The 25,921-nt window shown below is 73.2% G+C and carries 2 protein-coding genes (1 of these 2 cut by a window edge); both read left to right on the forward strand.

All coding sequences use genetic code 11. From position 1 onward, the window contains the following. Entirely contained in the window at positions 1-19,680 is a 19,680-nt protein-coding gene (locus tag RM788_RS38740) for a type I polyketide synthase (protein ID WP_315924545.1), read from the forward strand. Beyond that, positions 19,677-25,921 carry the beginning of an SDR family NAD(P)-dependent oxidoreductase gene (locus RM788_RS38745; protein WP_399341411.1) on the forward strand. Its footprint extends 8,773 nt past the window's final position, so only the first 6,245 of its 15,018 coding nucleotides appear in the window; its start codon is at positions 19,677-19,679; its stop codon lies beyond the right edge, outside the window. The genes RM788_RS38740 and RM788_RS38745 overlap by 4 nt, the downstream gene beginning before the upstream one ends.

Genomic DNA, 25,921 nt, shown 5'->3' on the forward strand with positions numbered 1-25,921 from the left:
ATGGCCAACGAAGACAAGGTCCTCGCCTACCTGCGAAAGGTGACGAGCGAGCTCGACGACGCGAAGCGCAGGCTGCGCGAACTCGACCGCGAGGGCCAGGAGCCCATCGCGATCGTCGGCATGGGCTGTCGTTTTCCCGGCGGTGTGTCGTCCCCCGACCAGCTGTGGCGGTTCGTGGAGTCCGGCGGTGACGCCATCGGCGGCATGCCGGGCGACCGCGGGTGGGAGGTCAACCTCGACGACGACTCCGAGGCGGCCGGCAGCACCTACGTGGCCGACGGCGGCTTCCTGCACGACGCCGCCGCGTTCGACGCGAACTTCTTCGGCATCAGCCCCCGCGAGGCGCTGGCCATGGACCCCCAGCAGCGCGTGCTGCTGGAGACCTCCTGGGAGGCGCTGGAGCACGCGGGCATCGACCCGGCCACCCTGCGCGGCAGCCGGACCGGCGTGTTCATCGGCGCCGCCCAGTACCAGTACGGCAACGCCGCCGAGACCGCCGACGCCGAGGACGGCGTCGAGGGCTACCTGCTCACCGGCAACGCCACCAGCGTCGCCTCCGGCCGCATCTCCTACGCGTTGGGCCTGGAGGGTCCGGCGGTCACGATCGACACCGCGTGCTCCTCCTCGCTGGTCGCGCTGCACTGGGCGATCCAGGCGCTGCGCTCCGGCGAGTGCACGCTCGCGCTCGCCGGCGGTGTCGCGGTCATGGCGACCCCCGGCATGTTCGTCGAGTTCTCCCGCCAGCGCGGCCTGTCCACCGACGGCCGCTGCAAGGCGTTCTCCGCCGACGCCGACGGCACCGGCTGGGCCGAGGGCGTCGGGCTGCTGGCCGTCGAGAAGCTTTCCGACGCGCGTCGTCACGGCCACCAGGTCCTCGCGATCGTGCGCGGCTCCGCCATCAACCAGGACGGCGCGTCCAACGGCCTGAGCGCCCCCAACGGTCTCGCCCAGGAACGCGTCATCGCGCAGGCACTGGCCAGTGGCAGGCTGGAACCGTCCGATGTGGACGTCGTCGAGGCGCACGGCACCGGCACCAGGCTGGGCGACCCGATCGAGGCCCAGGCCCTGCTCGCCGCATACGGCCAGGACCGCGGGACCCCGCTGCTGCTGGGCTCGTTCAAGTCCAACATCGGCCACGCGCAGGCCGCCGCCGGTGTCGCCGGTGTCATCAAGATGGTCATGGCCATCAAGCACGGCGTCGTCCCGAGGACCCTGCACGCGGAGAACCCCACCCCGCACGTCGACTGGACCTCCGGCGCCGTCGAGCTGGTCACCGAGAACCGGGCGTGGCCCGAGACCGGCCACCCGCGCCGCGCGGCGGTGTCGTCGTTCGGCATCAGCGGCACCAACGCCCACACGATCCTGGAACAGCCGCAAGCGGCGGACGAGCCGGTGGAGAGGAACCCGCTCCCGGTCGTGCCGCTGGTCCTGTCCGCCAAGACCCCCGACGCCCTGCGCGCCCAGGCCGCCCGGCTGGCGTCCCTTGTGGACGGTGACGTCGACCTGACCGACATCGCCCACTCCCTGTCCGCGCACCGCTCCCGCTTCGACCACGCCGCGGTGCTCGTCGGCGCCGACCGCGCGGAGCTGGCCGCCGGACTGCGCGGCCTCGCCGAGGACGGCCCGGTCGCCGACCTCGTGCGCGGCACCGCCGACGTGCGCGGCAAGACCGCCTTCGTCTTCCCCGGCCAGGGTTCGCAGTGGGTCGGCATGGCCGCCGAACTGCTGGACTCCTCGCCGGTGTTCGCCGCCCGCGTCGCAGAGTGCGAGCAGGCGCTGTCCGCGCACGTCGACTGGTCGCTGACCGCCGTGCTGCGCGACGAAGAAGGCGCGGCGAGCTTCGACCGCGTCGACATCCTGCAACCCGCCCTGTTCGCGGTCATGGTCTCGCTGGCCGCGCTGTGGCAGTCCCACGGCGTCCAGCCGGACGCCGTCATCGGCCACTCGCAGGGCGAGATCGCCGCCGCCTGCGTCGCGGGCGCCCTCTCGCTGGAGGACGCCGCCCGCGTGGTCGCCCTGCGCGGCAAGGCGCTCGTCGCGCTGGCGGGCAAGAGCGGGATGGCGTCGGTCCCCCTTCCCGTCGCCGAGGTGCGCGAGCGGATCACCGGCGTCGCGGGCGTGACCATCGCGACGATCAACGGCCCGCGCGCGGTCACGCTCTCCGGCGAGCCCGACGTGCTGGACAGCCTGGTCGCCGAGCTGGAGGCGGAAGGGGTGCGCGCCAAGCGCATCCGCATCGAGTACGCCTCGCACTCGCCCGCGGTCGAGGTCATCCGCGACGAGGTGCTGGCGGCGCTCGCCCCGATCACCCCGCGCTCCGCGACGATCCCGATGTTCTCCTCCGTCACCGGCGAGCCGGTCGACGGCTCCGAGCTCGACGCCGCCTACTGGTACGGCAACGCGCGCGGCACGGTCGTGTTCGCGCCGACCGTCGAGACCATGATCGGCCAGGGCTTCCGGGCGTTCCTGGAGATCAGCCCCCACCCGGTGCTCACCATGCCGGTGCAGGACATGCTCGACGACGCCGAGGTCACCGGCCTCTCGGTCGGGTCGCTGCGCCGCGACCAGGGCGACCTCCGCCGGTTCCTCACCTCGCTGGGCGAGGCGCACGTGCGCGGCCTGCGAGTGGACTGGTCCCCGCTGTTCGCCGGGACCGGCGCCCGCGCGGTCGACCTGCCCACCTACGCCTTCCAGCACCGCCGCTACTGGCTCATCGGCAACGACACCGCCGCCGTGGACGTCACCGCCGCCGGTCTCGGGTCGGCCGACCACCCGCTGCTCGGCGCGGTCGTGGACCTGTCCGACGAGGGCGGGGTCGTGTTCACCGGCCGCGTCTCGGTCGGCACCCACCCGTGGCTCGCCGACCACGTCGTGTCCGGCCTGGTGTTCGTGCCAGGCACCGCGTTCGTCGACCTCGCCATCCGCGCCGCCGACCACGTCGACTGCGCGCTGCTCGACGAGCTGACCGTGCAGGCGCCGCTGGTGCTCCCCGAGCGCGGTGCCGTGCGGCTCCAGGTCGCGGTCGCCGGGCCGGACGCCTCCGGCCGCCGTTCCTTCACCATCTCCGCCCGCCCCGACGAGGGCGCCTGGGTCCGGCACGCCACCGGCACGCTCGCACCCACTTCCCTTGCGCCGCAAGGTGACCTGACCGCGTGGCCGCCCGCGGGCGCGGAGTCCGTCGACCTGGCCGGCGGGTACGACGCGTTGGCCGCCGCCGGCCTGCACTACGGCCCGGTGTTCCGGGGATTGCGCGCGGTGTGGCGCGACGGCGACGCGGTCTACGCCGAGGCGGCGCTGCCCGAGGGCACCGACGTCGACGGCTTCGGCCTGCACCCCGCGCTGCTCGACGCCTCGCTGCACGCCATCGCGCACGGCGGGTTCCTCGGCTCGGCCGACGGCCCGTGGCTGCCGTTCTCCTGGAGCGGCGTCGAACTGCTCGCCGCGGGCGCCACCGCGCTGCGGGTCCGCATCACCCGCGCGGGCACCGACGCCGTGTCGCTGCTCGTCGCCGATGGCTCAGGTCAGCCGGTCGCGTCCGTGGAGTCCCTGGTGCTGCGGGCGATCTCCGCCGACCAGCTCGGCGCGGTCCGCTCGGCCGCCCCCGACTCGCTGTTCGCGCTCACCTGGATCCCCGTCACCGAGGGTGCCGACGAGGCGGACGACGCGGTCGTCATGCCGATCCGCGGCGGCGAGGGCGTCGACGCCGTCCACTCCACCGCGCACTCGGTGCTCGACCTGCTGCACGAGTGGCTGGCCGGTGACCACGAGCAGCGCCTGGTGCTGGTCACGACCGGCGCCGTGGCCGCCGCGCCCGGCGAGGACGTGACCGACCTGGCCGCCGCCGCGGCCCGCGGCCTGGTCCGCTCCGCGCAGTCGGAGAACCCCGGCCGGTTCCTGTTGGTCGACACCGACGGCCTGGCCACGTCCGAGACCGCCCTGCACATCGCGCTGGCCGCCGACGAGTCCGAGGTGGTCATCCGCGACGGTGTCGTGCTGGCGCCGCGGCTGGTCAGGGCCTCCGGTTCGGTGGACCTGCCCGTGATCGACGGCGCGGTGCTGATCACCGGCGGCACCGGGGGACTGGGCGCGCTGGTGGCCAAGCACCTCGTGACCGACCACGGCGTGCGGCACCTGGTGCTCACCTCCCGCCGCGGCCCCGCGGCCGACGGCGCGTCCGCCCTGCTCGAGGAGCTGGCCGGTCTCGGCGCCGACGCCCGGATCGTGGCCTGCGACGCGGCCGACCGCGACGCGCTGGCCGCCGTGCTGGCCGACCTCCGCGCCGAGCGCCCGCTCTCCGGCGTGGTGCACGCCGCCGGTGTGCTGGACGACGGCGTCCTGGCTTCCCTGACCCCCGAACGGATCGACGCGGTGCTGCGGCCCAAGGTCGACGCCGCCTGGCACCTGCACGACCTCACCTTGGACGATGACCTCGCACTGTTCGTGTCCTTCTCCTCCGCCGCCGGTGTGCTCGGCTCGCCCGGCCAGGGCAACTACGCCGCCGCGAACGCGTTCCTCGACGCCCTCACCGCGCACCGCCGCGCTCTCGGCCTGCCCGCCGTCTCGCTGGCCTGGGGCCTGTGGGAGCGGGCGGGCGGCATGTCCGGCACGATGGGCGCCGGTGGCCAGGACCGCTTGTCGCGCGGCGGTTTCGGCGCGCTGACCGACGCCGAGGGCCTGTCGCTGTTCGACGCCGCGCTGGCCACCGGTGACGACCTGCTGCTGCCGGTGCGGGTGACGCTGAGCGCGCTGCGCGCCGGTGACGGCACCGTGCCCCGGTTGTGGCGCGGCCTGGTCCGCAACCCGGTGCGCCGCAAGGCGAGCGCGGCCGACGAAGCCGCCGTGGCCGGGCTCGCGGGCAGGCTGGCCGCGCTGCCCGAGGCCGAGCGGCTGCCCGAGGTGCTGGAGATCGTCCGCGCCTACGTCGCCGCCGTGCTCGGCTACGACTCCGCGGCCGAGGTGGACGCGAGCCGGGCGTTCAAGGAGCTGGGCTTCGACTCGCTGACCGCGGTGGAGTTCCGCAACCAGCTCTCCGCCGCGACCGGGCTGCGGCTGCCCGCGACGCTGGTGTTCGACTACCCGACCGCCGCCGTGCTCACCGACTTCCTGTGCGGTGAACTGCTCGGCGACGTGCCCGCGGCCGTCGCGCAGGCCACCAGCACCAACAAGACCACCGACGAGCCCCTTGCGATCGTGTCGATGGCCTGCCGCTTCCCCGGCGGTGTCGCCTCGCCGGAAGACCTCTGGCGGATCATGACCGACGGCGTGGACGCCATCTCGCCGTTCCCCACCGACCGCGGCTGGGACCTCGACCTGCTGCGCCAGGCGATGGATTCCAGCGAGGGCGGGTTCCTGCACAACGCCAGCGAGTTCGACTCGTCGTTCTTCGGCATCACGCCCCGCGAGGCCGTCGCGATGGACCCGCAGCAGCGCCTGCTGCTGGAGGTCTCCTACGAGGCGTTCGAGCGCGCGGGCATCGACCCGGCCACGTTGCGCGGCAGCAAGACCGGTGTGTTCACCGGCCTGATGTACCACGACTACGTCAACGGCCTGACCACGATCCCGGAGGAGGTGTCCGGCTACCTGGGCACCGGCAACTCCGGCAGCGTCGCGTCCGGCCGCGTCTCCTACACCTTCGGCCTGGAGGGTCCGGCGGTCACGATCGACACCGCGTGCTCCTCCTCGCTGGTGGCCCTGCACGTCGCGGCCCAGTCGCTGCGCAGCGGCGAGTGCGACATGGCGCTGGTGGGCGGGGTCGCCGTCATGGCAACGCCCGGCACGTTCGTCGACTTCGCCAGCCAGGGCGGCATGGCCGCCGACGGTCGCTGCAAGCCCTTCGCCGCGGCCGCGGACGGCGCCAGCTGGTCCGAGGGCATCGGCCTGCTGCTCGTCGAGCGGCTGTCCGACGCCAAGCGCCAAGGCCACCAGGTGCTGGCACTGGTGCGCGGCTCGGCGGTGAACCAGGACGGCGCCTCGAACGGCCTCACCGCCCCGAACGGCCCGTCGCAGCAGCGGGTGATCCGCCAGGCGCTCGCGAACGCCGGACTGTCCACACAGGATGTCGACGTCGTGGAAGCGCACGGCACCGGCACCAGGCTGGGCGACCCGATCGAGGCGCAGGCACTGCTGGCGACCTACGGCCAGGACCGCGAACGCCCGCTGCTGCTGGGCGCGCTGAAGTCCAACCTCGGCCACACCCAGGCCGCCGCCGGTGTCGCGGGCATCATCAAGGTGGTGCTGGCCATGCGGCACGGCGTCCTGCCCCGCACCCTGCACACCGACGCGCCGACGCCGCAGGTCGACTGGACCGCCGGTGACGTCGAGCTGCTCACCGAGCAGGTCGAGTGGCCCGAGACCGGCCGCCCGCGCCGTGCGGGCGTGTCGTCGTTCGGCATCGGCGGCACCAACGCCCACACGATCATCGAGCAGGCCGCCGCCGACCCCAAGCCGCTGCCCGCGAGGGTTCCACTGCCGGTCACGCCGGTCGTGCTGTCCGCCAAGAGCGCCGACGCGCTGGTCGCGCAGGCCGAAAACCTGGCAGCCGTCGCCGAGTCCGCGTCCCTGTCCGACCTCGGCTTCTCGGCCGCGACGACCCGCGCCCACCTGGAGCACCGGGCCGTCGTGGTCGCCGCCGACACCGCCGAACTGCTGAGCGGCCTGCGGTCGCTCGCCGTGCGCGACACCGTGGCGCGGGGCAAGACCGCGATCCTGTTCACCGGTCAGGGCTCGCAGCGGCTGGGCATGGGCCGCGAGCTGTACGAGGCCTACCCGGTGTTCGCCAAGGCGTTCGACGACGTGTGCGCCGTGCTGGACGTGCCGGTCGCCGAGATCGTCTTCGGCATCGACGCCGACGCGCTGAACCTGACCGGCAACGCGCAGCCCGCGCTGTTCGCCCTAGAGGTGGCGCTCTACCGGCTGGTCGAGTCGTGGGGTGTGCGCGCCGACTTCCTGGGCGGTCACTCGATCGGTGAGATCGCCGCGGCCCACGTGGCCGGGGTGCTCTCGCTGGAGGACGCAGCCACGCTGGTGTCCGAGCGCGGTCGCCTCATGCAGGCGCTGCCCGCCGGTGGCGCGATGGTCGCGGTGCAGGCGACCGAGGACGAGGTGCTGCCGTTCATCGGTGACGACGTTTCGGTTGCTGCGGTCAACGGCCCGAACTCGGTGGTCGTCGCGGGTGCGGAGGACGCCGTCGCCCAGGTGGTCGCGCACTTCGCCGATCGGAAGTCCAAGCGCCTCACCGTGTCGCACGCGTTCCACTCGCCGCTGATGGACCCGATGCTCGACGACTTCCGCGCGGTGGTCTCGACACTGACGTTCAACGAGCCGAAGATCCCGCTGCCGGGTGACGTCACGGACCCGGAGTACTGGGTCCGCCACGTCCGCGGCACCGTCCGCTTCTCCGACGCCGTCAAGGCCCTGGAAACCGCCGGGGTGCGGACGTTCCTGGAGTTGGGCCCGGACGGCGTGCTCACCGCGATGGCCCAGGACAGCGTCACGAACGCCGGCCTGGTCGCGGGCCTGCGCAAGGACCGCCCGGAAGCCCGCTCGATCGTCACCGCGCTCGGCGCGCTGCACGCCCGCGGCGTCGAGGTCGACTGGGCCGCGTTCTTCGCCGGTTCCGGCGCCCGGCGCGTCGACCTGCCCACCTACGCGTTCCAGCACGAGCAGTACTGGCTGGAGCGCCCGGCGGTCGTCGCCGAGGTGGACGAGGTCGACGCCCGCTTCTGGGACGCCGTCGAGCGCGAGGACCTGGAGTCGCTGGCCGCGTCGCTGTCGCTGGAGAGCGGCACCGTCGGCGCGGTCGTGCCCGCTTTGGCCCAGTGGCGCCGCGAACGCCGCGGTGAGTCCACAGTGGAGGGATGGCGCTACCGGGTCGAGTGGCGGCACACGACGCCCGGCGCGGCCACCGCGTCCGGACGCTGGCTGCTGGTCGGCTCCGAAGACCTGGCACTGCCGGGTGTCGAGATCGTCCGCATCGCCGCCACGGCGGACCGTGCGGATCTGGTTGCCGGGCTGGAGACCGTCGGCGTGGTCGATGGGGTGCTCTCCACCTGCACGGACGTCGCCGAGGTGCTTGCACTCGTGCAAGCCCTCGGTGACGCCGGGATCCCGGCACCGCTGTGGTGCGCGACCCGCGGCGCGGTCTCCACCGGCCGCGCGGACGCGGTCGACAACCCCGAGCAGGCCACGATCTGGGGCCTGGGACTGGTCGCGGGGCTGGAGCACCCCGACCGCTGGGGCGGTCTCGTCGATCTCCCCGAAACGCTGGACAAGCGCGGGTACGAGCGGCTCGCCGCCGTGCTCGTGGGCACCGAGGACCAGGTCGCTCTGCGCGGTTCGGGCGTCTTCGCCCGCCGACTGGCGCACGGGCGGACCGCTGAGGCTGTAGGGAGCTTCGCACCGCGTGGGACCGTGCTCGTCACCGGGGGCACCGGCGCACTTGGCGCGCGGGTGGCCCACTGGCTGGCGGAGGCGGGCGCGGAGCACCTGGTCCTCACCTCCCGGCGCGGCGCGGACGCGCCCGGCGCCACCGACCTGGCCGCCGCGTTGGAGGACAAGGGCGTCCGCGTCACGCTGGCCGCCTGCGACGTCGCCGACCGCGACGCCGTGGCAGCGCTGGTCGAGGAGTTCCCGCCGAACGCCGTGATCCACGCCGCCGGCGCCGAGCAGTTCACGCCGCTGGCCGAGTACGACCCGGCGGACTTCGCCGCGCTGCTGGCCCCCAAGGTCGACGGCGCGCGGAACCTGGACGAGCTGGTCGGCGAGGTCGACGCGTTCGTGCTGTTCTCCTCGATCGCCGGAACGTGGGGCAGCGGCGGCCAGTCCGCCTACGCCGCCGCGAACGCCTACCTGGACGCCCTGGCCGAGTCCCGCCGTTCCCGCGGCCTCACCGCGCTGTCGGTGGCCTGGGGCGCGTGGGCCGAGGCGGGCATGGCCACCGGTGACGCGGGGGAGCAGCTGCGCCGCCGCGGTGTCACCGCGATGAACCCCGACGCCGCGCTGACCGCGCTGCGCCAGGCGATCCGCTTCGACGACACCGCCGTCGCGGTCGCCGACATCGACTGGGCGCTGTTCGCCCCGATCTTCACCGCGCTGCGCCCCAGCCCGCTGATCGGCGACCTCCCCGCGGTCCGCGCGGCGCTGGCGGCGGCACCGGCCCAGGACGCGCCGAGCACCTCGAAGTTCGCCGCCCTGTCCGCCGGGGACCGGTCCCGCGCGCTGCTGGACCTGGTGCGCCACGAGGCCGCGCTGGTCTGCGGCTACGCCTCGGGTGACGACATCACCAGCACCCGGCCGTTCCGGGAGCTGGGCTTCGACTCGCTGACCGCCGTGGAACTGCGCAACCGGCTCACCACCGCGACCGGCCTGGCGCTGCCCGCGACGCTGGTCTTCGACTACCCGACCCCGGCCGTGCTCGCCGAGCACCTGGACACGCTGTTCGGCGGCGCGGGCGCGGTGCTCGACACCGTCACGGCCGGCACTCCGCTGGACGACGAGCCGATCGCGATCGTCGCGATGTCCTGCCGCTTCCCCGGCGGCGTCTCCTCACCCGAGCAGCTGTGGCAGCTCGTCGCCGAGGGCCGCGACGCCATCTGGCCGTTCCCGAACGACCGGGGCTGGGACGCCGACGCGCTGTTCGACGCCGACCCCGACAGCCAGGGCTCGTCCTACGTCGTCGAAGGCGGCTTCCTGGAGGGCATCAGCGGGTTCGACCCGGCGTTCTTCGGCATCTCGCCCCGTGAAGCCCTCGCCATGGACCCCCAGCAGCGGCTGCTGCTGGAGACCTCGTGGGAGGTGTTCGAGCGGGCCGGTCTGGACCCGACCTCGTTGCGCGGCCAGCGGATCGGCGTGTTCGCCGGCACCGCGAACCAGGACTACTCCGCGCTGCTCGTCGCGGGCGGCGACAACGTCGAGGGCTACCTGGGCACCGGCAACATCACCAGCGTCGCCTCGGGCCGGGTGTCCTACACGTTCGGGCTCGAAGGCCCGGCCGTCACGGTCGACACCGCGTGCTCGTCTTCCTTGGTGGCACTGCACTTGGCCGCGCAGGCGTTGCGCAGCGGTGAGTGCACGATGGCTTTGGCGGGCGGCGTGACGATCATGTCCACGCCCGGCACGTTCGTCGAGTTCTCCCGCCAGCGCGGTCTCGCGACCGACGGCCGCTGCAAGGCGTTCGCCGCCGCCGCGGACGGCACCGGCTGGGGCGAGGGCATCGGCATGCTGCTGGTGGAACGCCTTTCCGACGCCCAGCGCAACGGTCACCAGGTCCTTGCGATCGTGCGTGGCTCAGCGGTGAACCAGGACGGCGCTTCGAATGGCCTCACGGCCCCGAACGGCCCGTCGCAGCAGCGGGTGATCCGCCAGGCGCTGGCCAACGCCGGACTGTCCACTTCGGACGTCGACGTGGTCGAGGCGCACGGCACCGGCACGGTCCTCGGCGACCCGATCGAGGCCCAGGCGGTTCTCGCCACCTACGGTCAGGGCCGGGAGACCCCGCTGCTGCTGGGGTCGCTCAAGTCCAACATCGGCCACGCCCAGTCGGCAGCGGGTGTCGGCGGCATCATCAAGATGGTCATGGCGATCCGCCACGGCATCGCCCCCAAGACGCTGCACGTCGACGAGCCGTCCCCGAAGGTCGACTGGACCTCCGGCGCGGTCGAACTGCTGACCGAGGCCCGCCCGTGGCCCTCGGTGGACCGCCCGCGCCGCGCGGCGGTGTCGTCCTTCGGCATCAGCGGCACCAACGCCCACACGATCATCGAGCAGGCGCCGGTCGTCGACGAGGCCACCGCCGAGCGCAAGCCGCTGTCGGTGTTGCCGCTGGTGCTGTCCGCGAAGACGGCGGAAGCACTGGTGGACCAGGCCGAGCGCCTGCTCGGCCACCTCGACCACACCACCGCCGACCTGGCCGACACGGCGTTCTCCGCCGCGACCACCCGTGCCCACCTGGAACACGGCGCGGTCGTCGTCGGAGAACAGGCTGATCTGGTCCGAGGTCTGACCGCGTTGGTTCGCGGCGACCAGGACGCGTCCCTGGTCCGCGGCACCGCTGCCGAGGGCCGTCTGGCGATCCTGTTCACCGGGCAGGGCAGTCAGCGGCTCGGCATGGGCCGCGAGCTGTACGACGCCTTCCCGGTGTACGCCGACGCCTTCGACGCCGTCTGCGCCCACTTCGAGCAGCCGATCATCGACACCGATGTCCTCACCCGCACCGCCGCGACCCAGCCCGCCCTGTTCGCCCTGGAAGTGGCGCTGTACCGGCTGGTCGAGTCGTTCGGCGTCCGCCCCGACTTCGTCGGCGGCCACTCCATCGGCGAGATCGCCGCGGCCCACGTGGCCGGTGTCCTCACCCTGGAAGACGCCGCGAAGCTGGTCGAGACGCGCGGCAGGCTCATGCAGGCCCTCCCGGCCGGTGGCGCGATGGTCGCCTTGCAGGCCACCGAGGACGAGGTCACCCCGCATCTCGACAACGACGTTTCGATCGCCGCGGTCAACGGCCCGAACGCCGTGGTGGTCGCGGGCACGGAAGACGCCGTCGCACGGGTGGTCGCGCACTTCGTCGACCGGAAGTCCAAGCGCCTCACCGTGTCGCACGCGTTCCACTCGCCGCTGATGAACCCGATGCTGGACGAGTTCCGCGCCGTGGTGTCGAAGCTGGCTTTCAACGAGCCCACCATCGCGATGCTGGGCGAGGTCACCAACCCGGAGTACTGGGTCTCCCACGTCCGCGATGCCGTCCGCTTCGCCGAGACCGTCACGACGCTGGAATCCCGTGGCGCCTCGACCTTCCTCGAACTGGGCCCGGACGCGGTCCTCACCGCGATGGGCGCGGACAGCGTCACCGACGCCGTGCTCGTTCCCGCGCTGCGCGCCGATCGGCCCGAGGTCACGACCCTCGTCCGCGCCTTGGGCACCTTGCACACCCTCGGCAACCGGGTCGACTGGGCCGCGTACTTCGCGGGCTCCGGTGCCCGCCGGGTCGACCTGCCCACCTACGCGTTCCAGCGTGAGCGCTTCTGGCCGCAGCCCGCACGGGGCTGGGCCGACGTGTCCGCGATCGGTCTGCGGGACGTCGACCACCCGATGCTCGGCGCGGCCCTGTCCCTGGCGGACGGCGACGGCCTGGTCCTCACCGGCCGCCTCTCCACCGCCGCCCAGCCCTGGCTCGCCGACCACGTCGTCCTCGGCACGATCCTGGTGCCCGGCACCGCCTTCGTGGAACTCGCGCTGCACGCCGGGGAACAGGTCGGCCTCGACCTCCTGGAGGAGCTGACCCTCGAAGCCCCGCTCGCCATCCCCGAGCACGGCGACGTGGCCCTCCAGCTCACCGTCGCCGCCGAGGACAACGGCCGCCGTGCGATCCAGGTGCATTCCAGCATCGCCGACGGCCCGTGGACCCGGCACGCCAGCGGCTCGCTCGCGACGGGCACCGGCGCTCGGACCGCGCTCACCGAGTGGCCGCCCGCGAACGCCGAAGCCGTTGACCTGACCGGCTTCTACGCCGCGATGGCCGAGTCCGGCTACGGCTACGGCCCGGCGTTCCAGGGCCTCAAGTCGGCCTGGCTGCGCGACGACGAGGTGTTCGTCGAGGTGGAAGTGGCCGACGCCAAGGGCTTCGGCCTGCACCCGGCCCTGCTGGACTCGGCGCTGCACGCCGCCGGTTTCGGCGGTCTGCTCCCGGACGCCGACGTGGTGCGGATCCCGTTCGCCTGGACCGACGTCTCGCTGCACGCCGTCGGCGCCACCGCCCTGCGGGTGAAGCTGTCGCGCGGCAAGCACGACGGCATCACCCTCGACGTGGCCGACCGGACCGGCGCGCCGGTCGCACGGGTCGAATCCCTGGTGCTGCGCCAGGTCTCCGCCGACCAGGTCGCCGTCAAGCCCACCACCGACTCGCTGTTCAAGGTCGACTGGGTCACCGTCCCCACCACCGACGCCACCGCGTCGGTCGTGGTGTTGGACAACGACCTCGCCGCCCTCACCGACGTGCCGGACGCGGTCCTGGTGACCGCCGCCGACGCGGCGGAAGCCCTCACCCTCGCCCAGACCTGGCTGGCCGACGACCGGTTCGCCGCCGCGAAACTGGTGTTCGTCACCAGGGGAGCGGTGTCGACGGCGGGCGAGGACGTCACCGACCTGGCCGCCGCCGGGATCTGGGGCCTCATCCGCTCGGCGCAGACCGAGCACCCGGACCGGTTCGTGCTGCTCGACCTCGATGGTCAGGAGGCCTCTCACCGTGTGCTGCCCCACGCGCTGGTTCCGGGGGCCCCTCAACTGGCACTCCGCGACGGCGATGCCCGCGCGCCGCGCCTGGCCCGCGTGGCGGCGGCCGTGGGGGCACCGCCCGCGCTCGACCCGACCGGGACGGTACTGATCACCGGTGCCACCGGCGCGCTCGGCGGCCTGGTCGCCAGGCACCTGGTCACCCACTACGACGTCACGAACCTGCTGCTGGTCAGCAGGCGCGGCGAGGACGCACCCGGCACCGCGGAACTGGCCACGGAACTGGCCGGGCTCGGGGCCGTGGCGACGTTCGCCGCGTGCGACGTGTCCGACCGCTCCGCGCTGGAACGCCTGCTCACCGGGATCCCGGCCGAACGCCCGCTGACCGGCGTCGTGCACACCGCCGGTGTGCTGGACGACGGCACGTTCGAGGCGCAGACCCCGGACCGGCTGGACGCGGTGGCGCTGCCCAAGGCGAACGCCGCCAAGCACCTGCACGACCTCGTGGGCGACGTGGAGATGTTCGTCCTGTTCTCCTCGCTGTCGGGCACCTACGGCACCGCGGGCCAGTCGAACTACGCCGCCGCCAACGCCTACCTCGACGGCCTGGCGCACCACCGCCGGGCGAACGGCCTCGCCGCGACCTCGCTGGCGTGGGGGCTGTGGCAGACCGACACCGGCATGGGCACCGACTCCGACCGCGCCGCCCGCGGTGGCATCGGAACGCTGTCCGCCGCCGACGGCCTCGCCCTGTTCGACGCCGCGCTGACCACCGGCGAAGCCCACCTCGTGCCGGTGCACCTGGACCTCGCGGTCCTGCGCACCCACCCGACCGTCCCGGCGATCCTGCACGGCCTGGTCCGCCCGGCCCGCCGCGCCGTCCGCGCCACCGACACCGCCTCCCGCCTCGGCCTGGCGGACCTGGTCGGCCCGGAGCGGCACCGCGCGGTGCTGGAGCTGGTCCGCACGCAGGTCGCCGCCGTCCTCGGTTACGACTCGCCGGACTCGGTGCACGCGGGCCGCGCGTTCAAGGAGCTGGGCTTCGACTCGCTGACCGCGGTCGAACTCCGCAACGGCCTCAACTCCGTCACGGGGATGCGCCTGCCCGCCACGCTGGTCTTCGACTACCCGAACGCGGGCGCGCTGGCCGACCACCTCGTCGAGGAGCTGTTCGGCGCGGTCGAGACCCCGACCGTCGAGGTCCGCGCGGCGAAGGTCGCCGACGACGAGCCGATCGCCATCGTGTCCATGGCCTGCCGCTACCCCGGCGGCATCCGCAACCCCGAACAGCTGTGGGACCTCGTGGTCGCCGGGAACGACGGCATCTCGCCGTTCCCGACCGACCGCGGCTGGGACCTGGAGAACCTGTTCGACTCCAACCCCGACACCCCCGGCACGACCTACGCCCGCGAAGGCGGCTTCCTGCACGACGCCGCGCAGTTCGACCCGGCGTTCTTCGGGATGGGGCCGCGCGAGGCGCTGGCCACCGACCCGCAGCAGCGGTTGCTGCTGGAGGCGTCGTGGGAGACCTTCGAGCGGGCGGGCATCGACCCGACTTCCGTGCGGGGCAGCAAGACCGGTGTGTTCGCCGGTGTCATGTACTACGACTACGCCTCCCGGCTCACGCTGATCCCGGAGGAGGTCGAGGGTTTCGTCGGCACCGGCAACTCCGCCAGCGTCGTCTCCGGCCGCGTCGCCTACACGTTCGGCCTCGAAGGCCCGGCCGTCACGGTCGACACGGCGTGCTCCTCCTCGTTGGTGGCACTGCACTTGGCGGTCCAGGCGCTGCGCTCCGGCGAGTGCGACCTGGCGCTGGCCGGTGGTGTCACGGTGATGCCGTCGCCCGGCACGTTCACCTCCTTCAGCCGCCAGCGCGGCCTCGCCGAGGACGGCCGGATCAAGTCGTTCGCGGCGGGCGCCGACGGCACGGCGTGGGGCGAGGGCGTGGGCCTGCTGCTCGTCGAGCGGCTGTCGGACGCCCGCCGCAACGGCCACCCGGTGCTCGCGATCGTCAAGGGCACCGCGGTGAACCAGGACGGCGCGTCCAACGGCCTGACCGCCCCGAACGGGCCGTCGCAGCAGCGGGTCATCAAGCAGGCCCTGGCGAACGCCCGCCTCGGCGCCGACCAGATCGACGTGGTCGAGGCGCACGGCACCGGCACCACCCTGGGCGACCCGATCGAGGCGCAGGCCCTGCTGGCCACCTACGGCCAGGAGCGCGCGGGCGACGAACCGCTGTGGCTCGGCTCGATCAAGTCCAACATCGGCCACACGCAGGCCGCCGCCGGTGTCGCGGGCGTCATCAAGATGGTGCAGGCCATGCGGCACGGCGTGCTGCCGAAGACGCTCAACGTCGACGCCCCGTCGCCGCACATCGACTGGAGCGCGGGCGAGGTCGAGCTGCTGACGGAGGCGCGGACCTGGCCGGAAACCGGCCGTCCCCGCCGCGCGGCGATCTCCTCGTTCGGCATCAGCGGCACCAACGCGCACACGATCATCGAGCAGGCGGTGGACACCATCGCCCCGGCGGAGCCGACGATCACCGAACAGGTGGTCCCGGTGCTGCTGTCAGCCCGTGGCGGGGAAGCCCTGAAGGCGCAGGCGGTCCAGCTGCACGCTCATCTCACCGCGCACCCGGAGTTGGACCTGGTCGACGCGGCGGGCACGCTCGCCACGCACCGCGCCGCACTGGAGCACCGCGCGGCGTTCGTCGCCGAGTCCCGCACCGAACTGCTTGGCAAGCTGGCCGCGTTCGACGCGATCACCGGCGGCACCCAGGGGTCCGGCAAGACGGCCTTCCTGTTCACCGGCCAGGGTTCGCAGCGGTTGGGCATGGGACGGGAGCTGTACGAGGCGTTCCCGCTGTACGCCAAGGCGTTCGACGAGGTCTGCGACCACTTCGACGCCCCGGTCCGCGAGACGGTGTTCGGCGACGACGCCGAAGCCCTGGACCAGACCGGCCTGACCCAGCCCGCGCTGTTCGCCGTCGAGGTCGCGCTGTACCGGCTCCTGGAATCGTGGGGCGTGCACGCCGACTACCTGGCGGGCCACTCCATCGGTGAACTCGCCGCGGCCCACGTGGCCGGAGTGCTGTCGCTCGACGACGCCACCACGCTGGTCGGTGCTCGCGGTCGGCTCATGCAGGCCCTGCCGACCGGCGGCCTGATGGTGTCGCTTCGGGCTTCGGAAGCCGAGGTGCTGCCGCTGCTGACCGAGGGCGTCTCCATCGCCGCGGTCAACGGGCCGCGCTCGGTAGTCATCGCAGGCGATGAGGACGCGGTCCTCGCGGTGGCCGCGCAGGGCTTCAAGGCCAAGCGCCTCGCGGTGTCCCACGCGTTTCACTCGCCGCTGATGGACCCGATGCTGGACGAGTTCCGCGCGGTCGCCGAAGGCCTCACCTACTCCACGCCGCTCGTCCCGATGCTCGGCGACGTGACCGACCCGGAGTACTGGGTCCGCCACGTCCGCGACGCGGTCCGCTTCGCCGACTCGCTCGCGGAACTGACCCGCCTGGGCGTCTCCACCTTCCTGGAGGTCGGCCCGGACGGCGTCCTCACCGCGATGGCCGCCGAGGCCGACGTGACCGCCGTTCCGGTGCTGCGCAAGGACCGCGCGGAGGTCGCCACGCTGACCACGGCCCTCGCCGGGCTGCACGTCCACGGCGTCGACGTCGACTGGCGGGCGTTCTTCGTCGGTCGCGCCACCCGTCAGGTCGAGCTGCCCACCTACGCGTTCCAGACCTCCCGGTACTGGCTGGAGGACGCGGCCATGGCGGTCGACGTCTCCTCGGCCGGTCTCTCGTCGGCGGACCACCCGCTGCTCGGCGCGGCCGTTCCGCTGGCCGACGCCGACGGGTTCCTCTTCACCGGCCGCCTTTCCCTCGACACCCACCCGTGGCTCGCCGAGCACGAGGTCCACGACGTGGTCCTGCTGCCCGGCACGGCTTTCGTGGAACTCGCCCTGAGGGCGGGGGAGCAGGTCGGCTGCGGCGCGATCGACGAGCTGACCCTCCAGTCGCCGCTGGTCCTGCCGAAAACCGGGTCCGTCCAGCTCCAAGCCGTCGTCGGTGCTCCCGACGCGTCCGGCGCACGCCCGTTCGCGCTGCACAGCAGGACCGATGACGAGCTGTGGACCCGCCACGCCACCGGTTCCCTGGTGGCGCCGGACATCCCGACGTTCGACCTGACCCAGTGGCCGCCGACCGGCGCGGAGGCGATCGACGTCGCCGGTGTCTACGACGGCTTCGCGGTCGCCGGATTCGGCTACGGGCCGCTGTTCCAGGGCCTCACCGCCGCCTGGCGACTGGGCGACGACGTCTACACGGAGGTGGCTCTCCCGGCCGACTCCGACGCGGGCGACTACGGCATCCACCCGGCGCTGCTGGACTCCGCGCTGCACGGCATCGGCGCGGGCGGCCTGGCTTCCGGTGACGGCCTCCTGCCGTTCGCCTGGAGCGGGGTGCGGCTGTACTCGACCGGCGCGAAGTCGTTGCGGGTCAAGCTCTCCGCCAGCGGCGAGTCCATCGCCATCCGGCTCGCGGACGGCACCGGCGCCCCGGTCGCCGCCGTGGACTCCCTGGCCCTGCGGGCGATCTCGGCCGACCAGCTGGCGGGCGCCCCGAGCCACGTCGAGTCGCTGTACCGGGTCGAGTGGACCTCCGTCACGCCCGGCACACCGCCCACCGACGTCACCTACGCGGTGCTCGGCGACGACGAGCTGAAGGTCGGCGCGGGCCTGGAGGCCGCCGGGGTGAAGCTGGCCGGGGAGAACGCCGACGTGGTGTTCACGTCCTTCGTCGCCAGCCAGGACACCACGGTCCGCTCCGCCACGACCGGCGTGCTCGACCTGCTCCGCACGTGGCTCGCCGACGAGGCCAACGAGGACCGCCACCTGGTGCTCGTCACCCGCGACGCGGTGGCGGTCGGAGCCGACGACGACGTGGTCGACCTCGCCAACGCCGCCGCCCGCGGCCTGGTCCGCTCGGCGCAGGCCGAGCACCCCGGCCGGTTCGTCCTGGTGGACCTGGACGAGGAGGACACGTCCTGCGCGGCGCTGACCGCCGCGCTCGCGGCCGGTGAGCCGGAACTGGCGTTGCGCGGCGGGACGGCATACGCGCCCCGGCTCGCCAAGGTCGGCCCGGCCGTCGAGCCGACGACGCTCGACCCCGACGGCACGGTGCTGGTCACCGGCGCGACCGGCACCCTCGGCGGTCTGGTCGCCGAGCACCTGGTGGCCCGGCACGGCATCCGCAACCTGGTCCTCACCAGCAGGCGCGGCCTGGCCGCCCCCGGTGCGGCGGACCTGCGCGACCGGCTCGTGGCCCGTGGAGCTGCGGTCGAGTTCGTGGCCTGCGACGTCGCCGACCGCGATGCCGTGAGCGGGCTGCTGGCCGGCGTCCCCGCCGAGCACCCGCTGACCGCCGTGGTGCACACCGCCGGTGTGCTCGACGACGCCACGATCACCTCGCTGACGGCCGACCAGCTCGACCGCGTGCTCCGGCCGAAGGTCGACGCGGCGACCACCCTGCACGAGCTGACCCGCGACCTGGACCTGGCCGCGTTCGTCCTGTTCTCCTCCACCGGCGGTGTGTTCGGCGCGGCGGGCCAGGGCAACTACGCCGCGGCCAACGCCTACCTGGACGCGCTGGCCCAGCGCCGGAAGTCGACCGGTCTCGCCGCGACTTCGGTCGCCTGGGGCCTGTGGGTCACCGAGGACGGCATGGGCGCCGACCTCACCGAGGCCGACGTGCAACGCATGGCGCGGGCGGGTGTCGCACCGCTGACACCCGCACAGGGCTTGGAGTTGTTTGACACCGCGCTTGGCCACGACCTCGCCACGCTGGTGCCGATCAACCTGGACCTCGCGGTGCTGCGCTCGCAGGCCGCCGCCGGAACGCTGGCACCGCTGCTGCGGGGCCTCGTGAAGGTGCCGGTCCGCCGCGCCGCGGAAGCCGCCGTCGCCGAGGTCCCCCTGTCCGCCAGGCTCGCCGGACTGTCCGGAGTGGACCGCGATCGCGCGATCCTCGACCTGGTCCGGCAGCACGCGGCCACGGTGCTCGGTTATGAGTCCTACACCGCCGTGGAGGCCGGTCGCGGCTTCCTGGAACTCGGCTTCGACTCGCTGACCGCGGTGGAGTTCCGCAACCAGATCACCGCGGCGACGGGCCTGCGCCTGCCGGCCACGCTGATCTTCGACTACCCGTCACCGACGGCGCTCGCCCAGCACCTCGGCACGATCGTGCCGATCGAGGACGCCGCGAGCACCACCGGCGTGCACACCGAACTGGACCGACTGGCGGCCGCCCTGGTCACGGCCGCACCGGACGACGCCGAGAAGCAGGTGATCGCGGCTCGGCTGCGCGGCCTGCTGGCAGACCTCGATGGTGCCCCGCGGGACGACGACCTCGGCTCCGCCACCGCGGACGAGCTGTTCGACCTGCTCGACAACGAGCTGTCGTGACCCACGTGACCGCCGCCAACGCCAGAGGAGATGATCACGTGGCGAACGAGGACAAGTACCTCGCCTACCTGAAGCGGGCCACCGCCGACCTGCGGGACGCGCGCAAGCGGCTCCGCGACGTCGAGGACAAGGCCTCCGAGCCCATCGCGATCGTCGCGATGTCGTGCCGCTTCCCCGGTGGGGTCGCCACGCCGGAAGACCTCTGGGACCTCGTCGCGAACGGTCGCGACGCGATCTCCGGGTTCCCGACCGACCGCGGCTGGCAGGTCGAGGACATCCCGCTGGAGGGCGGTTTCCTCTACGACGTCAGCGGGTTCGACCCGGCGTTCTTCGGCATCTCGCCCCGCGAGGCCCTCGCGATGGACCCGCAGCAGCGACTGCTGCTGGAGACGTCGTACGAGGCGTTCGAGCGGGCGGGCATCGACCCGACCACGTTGAAGGGCAGCCGGACCGGGGTGTTCGCCGGGCTGATGTACCACGACTACGCCGCCCGCGAGATCGCGCCGCCGGAGGGCGTCGAGGGCTACCTGGGCAACGGCAGCGCGGGCAGCATCGCGTCCGGCCGCGTCTCCTACACCCTCGGTCTGGAGGGCCCGGCCGTCACCATCGACACGGCGTGCTCGTCGTCGCTGGTCGCGCTGCACTGGGCCGTGCAGGCCCTGCGGCTCGGCGAGTGCGAGATGGCGCTGGCCGGTGGTGTCGCGGTCATGTCCACGCCCGGCACGTTCATCGACTTCGCCCGCCAGGGCGCTCTGGCCTCCGACGGCCGCTGCAAAGCGTTCTCCGCCGACGCGGACGGCACCGGCTGGGGTGAGGGCGTCGGCATGCTCCTGCTGGAGCGGCTGTCCGACGCCCAGCGGCTCGGCCACGAGGTCTTGGCCGTCGTCCGCGGCAGCGCCATCAACCAGGACGGCGCGTCGAGCGGCCTGACCGCCCCGAACGGCCCGTCGCAGCAGCGCGTGATCAAGCAAGCGCTTGCGTCGGCGGGTCTGTCCACTTCGGACGTTGATGTGGTCGAGGCGCACGGCACCGGTACGTCGCTGGGCGACCCGATCGAAGCGCAGGCGCTGCTGGCCACCTACGGCCAGGACCGTTCGGAGCCGCTGTGGCTGGGGTCGCTGAAGTCCAACATCGGCCACACGCAGGCCGCCGCGGGCGTTGCGGGCATCATCAAGATGGTCATGGCGCTGCGCCACGGCGTCCTGCCCAAGACCCTGCACGCCGACGTCCGCTCGCCGCACGTCGACTGGGCTGACGGCAACATCGAACTGCTCACCGAAGCGCGTGAATGGCCTGCCGGCGACCGTTTGCGCCGTGCGGGCATTTCGTCGTTCGGGATCAGCGGCACCAACGCCCACACCATCATCGAACAGGCACCGGTTGTCGAGCCGGTGGAGTCGACGCCGACCACTCCGGTGGCACGGCCGTTCGTACTGTCGGGCAAGACCGTGCAGGCCTTGCGCGCCCAGGCCGCGAACCTGCGCGAGCACCTCGCCGCGCACCCCGACACCGATTCGCACGACCTGGCCTGGTCCCTCGCGACCACTCGCACCGCGCATACCCACCGCGCCGCCATCATCGGCACCGAGCTGGCCGACGTCGTGCGCGGCCTCGACTCGCTGAACCCCGGCGTGGCCAAGGAGTCCGGTCTCGCGTTCCTGTTCACCGGACAGGGTTCACAGCGCGCCGGTATGGGCCGTGAGCTGCGCGCCGCGTACCCGGTGTTCGCCAAGGCGTTCGACGAGGTCGCCGAGCTGGTCGACGTGCGGGACACCCAAGACGAGCTGGACCGCACCGAGTTTACCCAGCCCGCGATCTTCGCACTCGAAGTGGCTCTGTACCGGCTGGTCGAGTCGTGGGGGATCCGCCCGGACTTCCTGGCGGGTCACTCCATCGGTGAGATCGCCGCCGCCCACGTCGCTGGCGTGCTGTCGTTGGAAGACGCCGCCACGCTGGTCAACGCTCGCGCGAAGCTCATGCAGGCCCTCCCGGCGGGTGGCGCGATGGTCGCGCTCCAGGCCGCCGAGGACGAAGTCCTGCCGCATCTTGGTAACAGCGTTTCCATTGCCGCGATCAACGGCCCGAAGGCCATCGTGCTCGCGGGCGAGGACACCGCCGTCGCGCAGGTCGTCGAGAAGTTCGCCGATCGGAAGTCCAAGCGCCTCGCGGTCTCTCACGCGTTCCACTCGCCGTTGATGGACCCGATGCTGGAAGATTTCCGGGCGGTCGTCACCACCCTGACCTTCCACCAGCCCCGAATCGGGCTGCTCGGTGACGTGACGAACCCGGAGTACTGGGTCGCCCACGTCCGGAACACCGTCCGCTTCCACGACACCGTCCAGACCCTCGAACAGCGCGGTGTGACCAAGTTCCTGGAGCTGGGCCCGGACGGCGTGCTCGCCGCGATGGCCGAGGTCCCGGTCACGCCCTTGCTGCGCAAGGACCGCCCCGAGGTCGAGTCCGTCGCCGCCGCGATCGGTACCCTGCACGTCAGCGGCGTCGCCCTCGACTGGACCGCGTACTTCGGCGGCGGCAGGACGGTCGCCCTGCCCACCTACGCGTTCCAGCGCGACCGCTTCTGGCTCGACGTCATCCCCGACGGCGTCCGGCTCGGCGCGTCCGACCACCCGCTGCTCGGCTCCGCGGTCTCGCTCGCCGACTCCGACGGCCTCGTGCTCAGCGGCCACCTGGCGCTGGACACCCACGCCTGGCTGGCCGACCACACCGTGTCCGGCACGGTCCTGCTGCCCGGCACGGCTTTCGTCGAACTGGCGATCCACGCCGCCGACGAGGTCGGCTGCGAGCTGCTGGAGGAGCTGACCCTCGAAGCCCCGCTGGTCGTGCCCGAGCGCGGCGGCGTGCAGGTCCAGGTCGGCGTCAGCGGCCCGGACGACACCGGCCGCCGCGCGCTGACCGTCCACTCGCGACTCGACGGCCCGTGGACCCGGCACGCCACCGGCACACTGCTGCCGACCGCGCCCGCCCCGGCGTTCGACCTGTCCGAGTGGCCGCCCGCCGGTGCCCGGCCGGTCATGATCGACGCCCTGTACGACGACCTCGCCGCCGTCGGCCTGGCCTACGGCCCGGTGTTCCAGGGCGCGCGGGCCGTGTGGCGGCGCGACGACGAGGTGTTCGCCGAGATCGCGATCGACGGCGACGTCACCGGCTTCGGCATCCACCCGGCCCTGCTCGACGCCGCCCTGCACGCGATCGGCGCCGTCGAGTCCGGTGGCCAGGCCAAGCTCCCGTTCGCCTGGCGCGATGTCGCGTTGCACGCCCTGGGTGCCTCCGCGGTGCGCGTCCGCCTGGCCCCGACCGGTGCCGACGGGGTCTCGCTCCAGCTCGCCGACACCACCGGCGCACCGGTCGCCTCCGTCGGATCGCTGGTGCTGCGCGAGGTTCGCGCCGACCAGCTCGCCGCGGGTCACACCGAGTCCCTGTTCCACGTCGACTGGACCACCATCCCGTTGGCCGACACCACTGCCCGGATCGTCGAGGCGGCCGTGGACGTCGACCTCGCGACCATCGAACCCGCCGACGCCGTCCTGGTCCGCCTGACCGCACGGACCGACAGCGCGGCCGAGGTGCACGAGGCCGTGCACGCGGCCCTGCGCCTGGTGTGCGCGTGGCTGGCCGACGACCGGTTCGCCGACTCCCGCCTGGCGTTCGTCACCAACGGCGTCGTCGCGATCGGCGACGAGGACGTGACCGACGCGCCCAACAGCGCCGTGTGGGGCCTGATCCGCTCCGCGCAGACCGAGCACCCCGACCGGTTCGTGCTGCTGGACACCGATGGCTCCCCGGCCTCCGAGAAGGCCCTCCCCGCCGCGATCCTTACCGGTGAACCGCAGCTGGCCCTCCGCGAGGGCACCGTTCGAGCCGCCCGCCTGGCCCGCAGCTCCGACGTCCGCGTCGACCCTCCGGTGCTCGACGGCACCGTGCTGATCACGGGCGCGACCGGCGGCCTCGGCGGCGTGTTCGCCAAGCACCTGGTGACGAAGTACGGCGTCCGCAGCCTGCTGCTGACCTCCCGCCGCGGTCTGGACGCGCCCGGCGCGGTCGACCTCGTGGCCGACCTGGAAGCACTGGGCGCGGCGGTCACGGTCGCCGCGTGCGACGCCGCCGATCGTGACGCACTCGCCGCGCTGCTTGCCGAGCACCCCGTGTCCGCGGTGGTGCACACCGCGGGTGTGCTGGACGACGGCGTGATCGACACCCTGACCCCCGAGCAGATCACCGGCGTCCTGCGGCCCAAGGTCGACGGCGCGCTGAACCTGCACGAGCTGACCCACGACCTCAAGGCGTTCGTCCTCTTCTCCTCCTCCGCCTGCACGTTCGGCAACGCGGGCCAGGCCAACTACGCCGCCGCCAACGCGGTCCTGGACAACCTGGCCCGCCACCGCCGCGCCACCGGGCAGCACGGCCTCTCGCTCGCCTGGGGCCTGTGGGCCGGGACCGGCGGCATGGGCGCGACCCTCACCGACGCGACGGTCGACCGCATGACCCGCATGGGCGTCCGCCCGCTGACCCAGGACGAGGGCCTGGCGCTGTTCGACGCGGCGTTCGCCTCGGACCTGCCGGTGCAGGTGCCCGCCCACCTGGACACGTCCGTCCTGAGTGGACAGCCGGTCGTCTCCCCGCTGCTGCGCGGCCTGGTCCGCCCGACCCGCCGCTCCGCCCGCACCGCGCCCGTCCCGGTCGCCTCCGCGCTGACCGGGATCTCCGGTGCCGAGCTGGTCGAGATCGTGCGCCACCACGTCGCCGAGGTGCTCGGCTACGGCTCCGCGGCCGACGTGGAACCGCTGCTGGCGTTCAAGGAACTGGGTTTCGACTCGCTGACCGCGGTCGAACTGCGCAACCGCCTCAACGGCCACACCGGGCTCCGCCTGCCCGCCACGCTCGTCTTTGACTACCCGACGCCCGCCGCGCTCGCCGAGCACCTGCGGTCCGAACTGGGCGGCGACGCCGCGGCGGCCACGGTCGAGACCGTCGTGCCCGGCGCCGACGAACCGATCGCGATCGTCGGCATGGCCTGCCGCTACCCCGGCGGGATCACCACGCCGGAAGACCTGTGGAACCTGGTCGCGTCGGGCATCGATGGCATCTCGCCGTTTCCTGCGAACCGCGGCTGGGACCTGGAGAACCTCTACAACGCCGACCCCGACCACCCCGGCACGAGCTACGTGCGCGACGGTGGTTTCCTGCACGACGCCGCCGAGTTCGACCCGGCGTTCTTCGGCATCAGCCCCCGCGAGGCGCTGGCGCTGGACCCGCAGCACCGCCTGCTGCTGGAGACCACGTGGGAGGCGTTCGAGCGCGCGGGCATCGACCCGGCGTCGCAGCGCGGCAGCCGGACCGGCGTGTTCGCCGGGATCATGTACCACGACTACGCCTCCGTGGTGGAGCGCGGCGTCGAGGAGACCGAGGGCTACCTGGGCACCGGCGGCAGCCTCGCGTCCGGCCGCGTCTCCTACACCTTCGGCCTGGAGGGCCCGGCCGTCACGGTCGACACCGCCTGCTCGTCGTCGCTGGTCGCGCTGCACCTGGCGGTCCAGGCCCTGCGCAACGGCGAGTGCACGCTGGCGCTGGCGGGCGGTGTCACCGTCATGACGACCCCGTCCACGTTCGTCGGCTTCAGCCGCCAGCGCGGTCTTTCGGTCGACGGCCGCTGCAAGTCCTTCGCGGGCGCGGCGGACGGCACCGGCTGGTCCGAGGGCGCGGGCATGCTGCTCGTCGAGCGCCTTTCCGACGCCCGCGCCAACGGCCACCCGGTGCTCGCCATCGTGCGCGGCTCGGCGGTCAACCAGGACGGCGCGTCCAACGGCCTCACCGCCCCGAACGGTCCGTCGCAGCGCCGAGTGATTCAGCAGGCGCTGGCGAGCGCACGACTGTCCACAACGGACGTCGATCTGGTCGAGGCGCACGGCACCGGCACCAGGCTCGGCGATCCCATCGAGGCGCAAGCCCTGCTCGCCACCTACGGCCAGGACCGCGAAACCCCGCTGCTGCTGGGATCCATCAAGTCCAACATCGGCCACTCGCAGGCGGCCGCCGGTGTCGCGGGCATCATCAAGGTGATCGAGGCCATGCGGCACGGCGTCGTGCCGAAGACGCTGCACGTCGACACCCCCACCCCCGAGGTCGACTGGACCGCGGGCGCGGTCGAGCTGACCACCGAGTCCCGCCCGTGGCCGCCGGTCGACCGCCCCCGCCGCGCCGCGGTGTCGTCGTTCGGCATCAG

Source organism: Umezawaea sp. Da 62-37, from assembly GCF_032460545.1.
Lineage (GTDB): Bacteria > Actinomycetota > Actinomycetes > Mycobacteriales > Pseudonocardiaceae > Umezawaea.

Coding starts and splice junctions, on each gene's coding strand:
- RM788_RS38740 (WP_315924545.1), top strand. CDS start 1: ATGGCCAACGAAGACAAGGTCCTCGCCTACCTGCGAAAGGTGACGAGC.